This window comes from Kitasatospora sp. NPDC050463, from assembly GCF_040655255.1.
Lineage (GTDB): Bacteria > Actinomycetota > Actinomycetes > Streptomycetales > Streptomycetaceae > Kitasatospora.
Window position 1 is genome coordinate 72,218 of sequence record NZ_JBFAJO010000044.1, and the last position, 6,938, is coordinate 79,155.

The 6,938-nt window shown below is 74.3% G+C and carries 8 protein-coding genes; 4 read left to right on the forward strand and 4 right to left on the reverse strand.

The genetic code is table 11. The features are described 5' to 3' along the window. Window positions 1-60: 60 nt before the first annotated feature. Window positions 61-384 carry a hypothetical protein gene (locus AB0J08_RS25940; protein ID WP_360638919.1) on the reverse strand — a complete coding sequence of 108 codons (324 nt, stop codon included), beginning with the start codon at window positions 382-384 and terminating at the stop codon, window positions 61-63. 168 nt (window positions 385-552) lie between these two features. Continuing rightward, complete coding sequence (locus tag AB0J08_RS25945) at window positions 553-1,479, reverse strand: AEC family transporter (protein ID WP_360638922.1); 927 nt, start codon at window positions 1,477-1,479, stop codon at window positions 553-555. Between the two features lie 149 nt (window positions 1,480-1,628). Between AB0J08_RS25945 and AB0J08_RS25950 the strand changes: the two genes are divergently transcribed. Beyond that, complete coding sequence (locus AB0J08_RS25950) at window positions 1,629-2,087, forward strand: HD domain-containing protein (RefSeq protein ID WP_360638925.1); 459 nt, start codon at window positions 1,629-1,631, stop codon at window positions 2,085-2,087. A 262-nt stretch (window positions 2,088-2,349) separates the two neighbouring features. Here AB0J08_RS25950 and AB0J08_RS25955 read toward each other — a convergent pair whose 3' ends face one another. Both AB0J08_RS25955 and AB0J08_RS25960 read right to left on the reverse strand, forming a co-directional pair. Continuing rightward, a complete protein-coding gene (locus tag AB0J08_RS25955; RefSeq protein ID WP_360638928.1) occupies window positions 2,350-2,724 on the reverse strand; it encodes a transglycosylase SLT domain-containing protein in 375 nt (124 codons plus the stop codon). 494 nt (window positions 2,725-3,218) lie between these two features. Then, complete coding sequence (locus AB0J08_RS25960) at window positions 3,219-4,016, reverse strand: NAD(P)H-dependent oxidoreductase (RefSeq protein ID WP_360638931.1); 798 nt, start codon at window positions 4,014-4,016, stop codon at window positions 3,219-3,221. Window positions 4,017-4,115: 99 nt separating this feature from the next. Between AB0J08_RS25960 and AB0J08_RS25965 the strand changes: the two genes are divergently transcribed. The 3 genes from AB0J08_RS25965 (at window position 4,116) to AB0J08_RS25975 (ending at window position 6,833) form a co-directional block, all read left to right on the forward strand. Continuing rightward, the gene (locus tag AB0J08_RS25965; protein ID WP_360638934.1) at window positions 4,116-5,099 is read left to right on the forward strand and encodes a helix-turn-helix transcriptional regulator; all 984 of its coding nucleotides are present in this window, start codon (window positions 4,116-4,118) and stop codon (window positions 5,097-5,099) included. Between the two features lie 238 nt (window positions 5,100-5,337). After that, the gene (locus AB0J08_RS25970; RefSeq protein ID WP_360638937.1) at window positions 5,338-5,871 is read left to right on the forward strand and encodes a SigE family RNA polymerase sigma factor; all 534 of its coding nucleotides are present in this window, start codon (window positions 5,338-5,340) and stop codon (window positions 5,869-5,871) included. Between the two features lie 2 nt (window positions 5,872-5,873). Continuing rightward, the gene (locus tag AB0J08_RS25975; protein WP_360638940.1) at window positions 5,874-6,833 is read left to right on the forward strand and encodes a hypothetical protein; all 960 of its coding nucleotides are present in this window, start codon (window positions 5,874-5,876) and stop codon (window positions 6,831-6,833) included. Window positions 6,834-6,938 lie beyond the last annotated feature (105 nt).

A 6,938-nucleotide genomic window follows, 5' to 3' on the forward strand; every position in this document is an offset into this window, starting at 1 on the left:
GGACTTCAGGACTTCAGGGCTTAAGGGTTAGGGCTTCGGGTCTTCGCGGGTTTCAGGGGTTCAGAACCAGCTCTCTCCGTAGTGGTCCCCCGGGTGGCCCTCACGGAGCAGGCAGATGTCGGGCTCCCTGATGTGCTCCGGCCCCTTCAGCCCGGCCTCGGCGGGGCAGCGCGGGGCCAACTCGACCGTGTACACGGGCCAGGAGGCCCAGTGCAGGTCGTTGCCGACGCCCTGGACCAGGGCGGAGTGGGTGTCCGCGTGCCCGGCGACGAGCTCGCACCGCAGGTGCTGCTCCATCATGAAGGCGGCGTGCGGGAGGTTGTTGAAGTGCTCCACATCGGTCTGCGGGAGCGTGACGACGGCGGGACACTGACGCTTGACCATGGGTGGACGGTTGGCGTGAGTCATGCTCGCCAGCATTGCACCGCACCGTTCGGGTGGCGACGTTTTCCGCCCGGTCGCACGCGTCTTGTACAGGTCGGGAGGGTTTGTGTCGGGTCTGTACCCGGCCGGCCCGCCCGGACCGGGCCCGCACCGGCCGGGCGGCCCGCCTCAGGCGGGGCCCAGTGCCCAGCTGACGAGCGACAGCGTCGCCATCGAGACCACGGTGGAGCAGAGCATCGAGTCCCGCGCGAGCGCCGCGCCGCGCCCGTACTGGCCGGCGTAGACGAACACGTTCTGGGCGGTCGGGAGGGCGGAGAACAGGACGACGGTGAGCAGTTGATGCGGTGGCAGGTGGAGCAGGCCGGCCCCCACGGCGAACGCCGCCAGCGGCTGTATCAGCGTCTTGAGCACCACCGCCACCCCGACCTCCGCGTACCGGGCGGGGCCGGTGGCGGACGGGCGGCCGTGCAGCGACATGCCGAGTGCCACCAGGGCGGTCGGCACGCCCGCGCCACCGAGCAGCTCGCAGGACCGGGTCAGCTCGGCGGGCGGGTGCCAACCGGTGGCGGAGACCACGGCGCCGAGCGCGACCGCCAGCAGGATGGGGTTGCGCACCGGCAGGGTGAGCGCGGCCCGGCGGCCCGCGCCACCGGTGTCGAGCACGGTCAGCACGATCGGCGTGACCAGCACGGTCTGGAACAGCACCACCGGCCCGACGAAGGAGGCGTCGCCGAGCACCTGCAGGGCTACCGGGATGCCGAGGTTGGCGGAGTTGACGTACCCGGAGGCCATCCCGCCGATGGTTCCCTCGGCGAGCCCCCGGCCGAAGATCCGGCGGGCGGCCAGCAGGCCGAGGCCGGCGGCGAGCGCCGTCCCGGCGACGAAGGCCAGCATCGACGGGTTGGCGAACCGGTGCAGCGGAGTCCGGGCGATCATCAGGAACAGGGCTGCGGGCATGGCCAGATGGAAGCTGAACCGGCTCAGTACCGGTCCGGCCTGCGGCCCGAGCAGTCCGCTGCGGCCGACGAGGTAGCCGGCCCCGATGAGGGCCCAGATCGGGGCGAATCCGGAGAGCAGCGGGTGCGGGCTGGGCATGGGTCCTCGGGGTGGTCCGGAGGTGTCCGGGGTGTCCGGCGGGCGGTCCGCGCCGGGGGTCTCCCGGCACCGCCGCAGTCAACCAGACACCCGCCCGGCCGAGTCGGCCGGGCGTCCCCCCGCGCGGGCCCGCGGCCTACCATGGCCCCGTGGAGAACCTGAGCCTGGCCGAGGTGGAGACGATCGCGCGGCGCGCCCACGAGGGGCAGGTCGACAAGAACGGCCACCCCTACAGCGAGCACCTCGCCGCGGTGGCGCACGGTGTGGCGGAGCGCGGCGGCGGCGAGGAGCAGATCGCGGCGGGCTGGCTGCACGATGCGATCGAGGACGACGTGCTGACCCGCGAGTGGCTGGCGGCGGCCGCCCTGTCCGACCGCACCAAGGCGATCGTCGACGCCCTCACCAAGCGCCCCGGCGAGCCCCCGGAGGAGTACGCGGCCCGCATCCTGGCGACCCCCGGCGCCCGCCTGGTCAAGCGGGCCGACCTGGCCCACAACTCCAGCCCGGCTCGGCTGGCCACCCTGGACGCCCCGACGGCCGAGCGGCTGGCCGCCAAGTACCGCCGGATGCGCGCGCTTCTCGGCCTGGAGGGGCCGGACGGCGCCTGACGCCCGGATCGCCGGCGCCGGAGTGGGGCCGCCGTTCCGAAGACGTCCGACGGCCCGGCGCCGGGGCCGGCCCGGAAACGGGCGAGAGGGCCCGTGCACGCGGATCGCGTGTGCACGGGCCCTCTCGGTCACCCCGGTGATCCCTGTCCGATCCCCGGGGTGAGGGGGGACAGTGGTCTGGGTGCGGCAGCCGGAGCCCCGGCGGAGCACCGGCCGGTCGGCCCGGTGGCGCGGCGCGTCAGGAGTCCGGTGAACTCGCGGCTTAGTACCAGTGGTGGGTCTGCCAGAACGACCAGGCGGCGTTCGGGCTGCCGTAGCGGGTGTTCATGTAGTCCAGCGCCCACTTGATCTGGGTCTTCGGGTTGGTCTTCCAGTCCGCGCCGGCGGAGGCCATCTTCGAGCCCGGCAGGGCCTGGGCCAGGCCGTAGGCGCCCGAGCTGGGGTTGGTCGCGGTCACGTTCCAGCTGGACTCGTGGCTGATGATCTGGTTGAACGAGGCGAGCTGGCCGGCCGGCACGATCTGGGCGGCGATGGCCTGCGGGGAGACGGTCGCGGCCGAGGCGGTGGCGGGCACCAGGCCGGCGCCCAGGGCGGTCAGACCGGCGGCACCGGCGAGAAGTGCGGCGGAAGTGCGCATACGGAGCTTGAAAGCGGGCATGAAGGAGAAGACCTCAATCGGGTTGGGCCGGTGTCACGCCCCGCCTCGACCGTTGGCCGGACAGGGGCCGAAGCGGTCGCGGGGCGTGACTCGGCAGTAAGCCGCTTCCGGCGGGACAGGTGCCGGAGCGGCTGACGACTGAGCCATTGTTGCCAGACCGGATCGGCCGCCGCCAAGACCCCCTGACTACGATCCATCGTCGTAGCACGGTGCGGCGCCGTGGATTCGAAGGGCCTCCCGCGGATGCTTCCGGTATGCCCGCCGACCTCGGCGAATGCCTCCGCGGGCGGCTTGCCGGACCGGTCCGCCGGTGGCCACTACCGCCCGTCGTTGCGGTCGTTCGCGTGTGAGCGCACTCACCGGCGGCCCGTCCGAGCCCGTCACGGACCGGTCGGCGGGCGCCACTGCGGGTACAGACGATCTGAGAGCGGCGCCACACCGCACGGGTCGGACCGGGCCGGCGGCCCGCGTGGTCAGCCGCGCGGGCGGACGTGGAGGTCCAGCCCGTCCGTCCCCGGCGCCTCCACGCCCGGCAGCAGCCGCATGTCGTGGTCGTAGTCGCCCCCGGCGAGCGACCGGAACGGGACGGGCTCGTCCGTGAAGAGCCCGTCGAGCCGACGGCCGTACTCCCGCTTCGCCGCCGCGAACCGCTCCTCGGGCAGGTCGTTCGCGCCGAACACCGCGAACGGCTCCAGCGGTGCCATGCCGGTGAACCAGAACAGGCCGTGCTGCACCGGGTGGAGGACGTCCGCCAGCCGCCCGTGGATGCCACGGTCCAGGAGCGAGGTCTCCCGGGCACCCGCCGTCACCGACACCAGGGCGCGCCGGCCCCCCAGCGTGCTGCCCTCGCCGTAGGGGGGAGGGACGGCCGGGCCGTAGCCGAACCCGGCGGTGAAGACCCGGTCGATCCAGCCCTTCAGGATCGCGGGCACCGAGAACCACCAGAGCGGGAACTGCAGGATCACCGCGTCCGACCAGAGCACCTTCTCCTGCTCCGCCGCGATGTCCGGCGACAGCCGCCCCGCCAGCGTGGCCCGCTCCGAGGCGCCCATCACCTGCAGCCGCTCGTCGGGGGTGTGCTCGGGGAAGTCGTCGGCGTCGAGCGCGGCCTTCCACTTCATCGCATAGAGGTCGGACTGCCGCACCTCGTGCCCCGCCTCGCGCAGGCGCTCCACCGCGAAGGCGGTGAGGGCGGCGTTGAGGGAGCGGGCTTCCGGGTGGGCGGTGACGACGAGGATCTTCTTGGGCTGCTGCGGCGTGGTTTCGGTCATGCCGTCCACGTTCTCCCGGGCGCGGCCGGGCAGCCAGATCCCTGGTCGACCGGAGGACCGGTGATCCTGGTACCGGCAGGGCCACCCATACTGAGACGCATGAACGGGGTGGAACGGATGCGGCGTACGGACCGGGCGGACGACGGAGCGGCGGACGGGCCGGGCCCCGCCGGCGGGGCGGGCGGGGTCGGGGCGATCGACGGGGTCGGCGACACCAGCCGGGCGCTCGGCGGATTCCTGCGGGCCCGCCGCGGTCGCGTCGCGCCGGAGGACGTCGGCCTCGCCGGCGGCCGCCACCGGCGGGTCCGCGGGCTGCGCCGCGAGGAGCTCGCGCAGCTCGCCGGGATCAGCGTCGACTACTACGTCCGCCTCGAACAGGGCCGGGCCACCCAGCCGTCCACCGAGGTGCTCGACGCACTCGCCCGGGCCCTCGGCCTCGACACCGCCGAGCGCCGGCACCTCGCCACCCTGGCCGGGGCCCGGGGCGGCACCGCGCCCGTGGCGCGGGTCAGCCCGCAGCTGCGGCGGCTTCTGGACGCCGCCGCACACTTCCCCGCCTTTGCGACCACCCCCCACCTGGACGTGGTGGCCTGGAACGCCCTGGGAGCCGAACTGATGGGCGGGCTCGGCGAGCCCGGCCGCCGGGACGGCAACAACGCCAGGTTCCTGTTCTGCGACCCGGCCTCCCGGGACGTCCACCCCGAGTGGGAGGACCGGGCCCGCGAAGCCGTCGGCCAGTTGCGGGTCTCCGCCGGGAGCTACCCCGACGACGCTGAGCTGGCCGCGCTGATCGCCGAACTGTCGGCGCGCAGTGCGGACTTCCGGCGGATCTGGGCCACCGGCGAGGTCGTGGTGTGCGGCGCGGGTCGCAAACGGCTGCGGCACCCGGTGGCTGGGCTGCTCACGCTGGACTGCGAGACGCTGCACGTGCCGGCCGCACCGGGCGAGACGGGCCTGGTCGTGCACGTGTTCAGCGCGGCGGAGGGCAGCCCGGAGGCCGCCGCGCTGGCCGGGCTGGCCGGACTCGTGGCGGCGCCGCCGCAGGCGCGGGCGGCCCGGCCGGTGCGGTACTCCGGCGCCTGAGGCGTTCGCGGGAGGGCCCGGCCAGCGGCGGGTGGGGGCCGGCCGGTGGGCGGGGTGCCGCCTGCCCGACCGCTGCTCACCCGGGGACCCTCGCCGGCGCGGAAGCGCGTGCCCGGCGCCACCTCACCTCCTCCCTACCGCACCGCGCGGCGCCGAGCGCGGGGGCGAACCGCACCGGGACCCGCGCGGAGGAAGCGGTTTCGGCCCGATCCGGGCTCAGGAGGGTGAGGAGGTGCTCATGGGAGAAACGAAGACCGACCGGGACGACGAGTTCCAGGCGTTCATCGTCGGGGCCTGGCCACGGCTGCTGCGTACGGCGTACCTGCTGGCCGGGGAGCAGTACGCGGCCGAGGACCTGGTGCAGTCCGCGGCGGAGAAGGCCTGTGCGGCCTGGGTGAGGGTGCGGCGGGCGGAGGATCCGTACGCCTACGTGCGGCGGATCCTGGTGAACCAGCACGCCCGCCGCTTCCGGCGTCGCCTGCCGGAGCTGCTGGTCAACGCCGTGCCGGACGTGGCCGGCGTGGAGGACGGCTTCGCGCGGTCCGACCAGCGCTCGGCACTGATGGCCGCGCTCGCCACCCTGCCGCCGCGCCAGCGCGAGGCCGTCGTGCTGCGCCACTGGGAGGACCTGAGTGACAGCCAGGCCGCCGCGGCGATGGGCTGCTCGGTGGGTGCGGTGCGCAGCCAGGCGGCGAAGGGGATAGCGAGGCTCCGCGAGGTCTCGGCGCTGACGGAACTCAAGGGCATGACACCCATCGGAGGTGCGGTATGAGCATGCGCGGCAACGACCGGACGGGCGCCACGGGCGCGGCGGACGACGGCGACACGGCGGTGTGGGTCGGTCTCGGACTAGCGGAGGCCGCGGCCGGGGCGCAGGTCGGGGCGGTGCCACTGCCGGAGATCATGGCGGGCGGCCGCCGGCTGCGGCGTCGTCGCCGGACCCTGGTGGGGGCGGTCGCGCTGGGCACGGTGGTGGTCCTGGCCGGCGGCACGATGGCGGGCCTGAACGGAGCCTCCGCGGGCCGCGACTCGGTGGGGACGATCGCCCCGGCCGGCTCCGGGACCGGGGGCGGCACCGGGGGAGGGCCGGCACCCGACACGTCCGGCGCCCCCACGGCCCCGCCGTCCGCGGCGGCGGTTCGCGACCCCTTCACCCCGAGCCGGGCGGTGATCGCTCAGGGCACCGCCGCCGGCAAGGAGTGGAAGCTGTGGATCGCACTGTGGCCGCTCGCTCGGCAGGACCAGGCGTACCAGCAGGCCCAGGCCGTCTGGCAGGAGCGGCACGCCGCCGACCCGGAACTCCCGGCGCCCACCGAGGCGTTCGTCCAGCAGTACTGGCAGCCCCAGGAGGACGTCACGAACACGTACTTCACGGTGGACGGGGTGCGCCTCGGCCATGACTCCCAGGGCAGCGTCCCGGCGCCGTCCGCGCCCGCGACGCCCGTCGACACGGTGGGCACGCTCAGCGGGGGCCTGGTCGGTCACCGGGGCAAGGACGACACCGTGGCCCCGCTCGACGTGGTGATGGCGCACCTCGACCCCAACACCGGCCGGGTCACGGTGACCTGGACGGACGGTACGACGTACGAGCCGCCGCAGGTCACCGTGGGGGACTCCCCGATCCGCTGGATCGCCGTGGCCCGTCCGGAGGGGAAGACCGCGAGGTCGTGGCAGGTCTACGACCGCAACGGCGAGAAGATGCGGGGCGGTGACTACGTCGACTTCCTGAAGTGAGGACGGGGCACTAGTGTCCTGCGCCGGAGATCCGTCGTTAGTTGCGTGTGAGCTCTTCCTCTGATCTCCCGGTGCGCCGTCGGGGTCCCGCATTGAAGCCGTTGT

Excerpts from the sequence above, each read along its gene's own strand:
- AB0J08_RS25940 (WP_360638919.1), bottom strand. The coding sequence starts at position 384 with ATGGTCAAGCGTCAGTGTCCCGCCGTCGTCACGCTCCCGCAGACCGAT.
- AB0J08_RS25945 (WP_360638922.1), bottom strand. The coding sequence starts at position 1,479 with ATGCCCAGCCCGCACCCGCTGCTCTCCGGATTCGCCCCGATCTGGGCC.
- AB0J08_RS25955 (WP_360638928.1), bottom strand. The coding sequence starts at position 2,724 with ATGCGCACTTCCGCCGCACTTCTCGCCGGTGCCGCCGGTCTGACCGCC.
- AB0J08_RS25960 (WP_360638931.1), bottom strand. The coding sequence starts at position 4,016 with ATGACCGAAACCACGCCGCAGCAGCCCAAGAAGATCCTCGTCGTCACC.
- AB0J08_RS25965 (WP_360638934.1), top strand. The coding sequence starts at position 4,116 with ATGAACGGGGTGGAACGGATGCGGCGTACGGACCGGGCGGACGACGGA.
- AB0J08_RS25970 (WP_360638937.1), top strand. The coding sequence starts at position 5,338 with ATGGGAGAAACGAAGACCGACCGGGACGACGAGTTCCAGGCGTTCATC.
- AB0J08_RS25975 (WP_360638940.1), top strand. The coding sequence starts at position 5,874 with ATGCGCGGCAACGACCGGACGGGCGCCACGGGCGCGGCGGACGACGGC.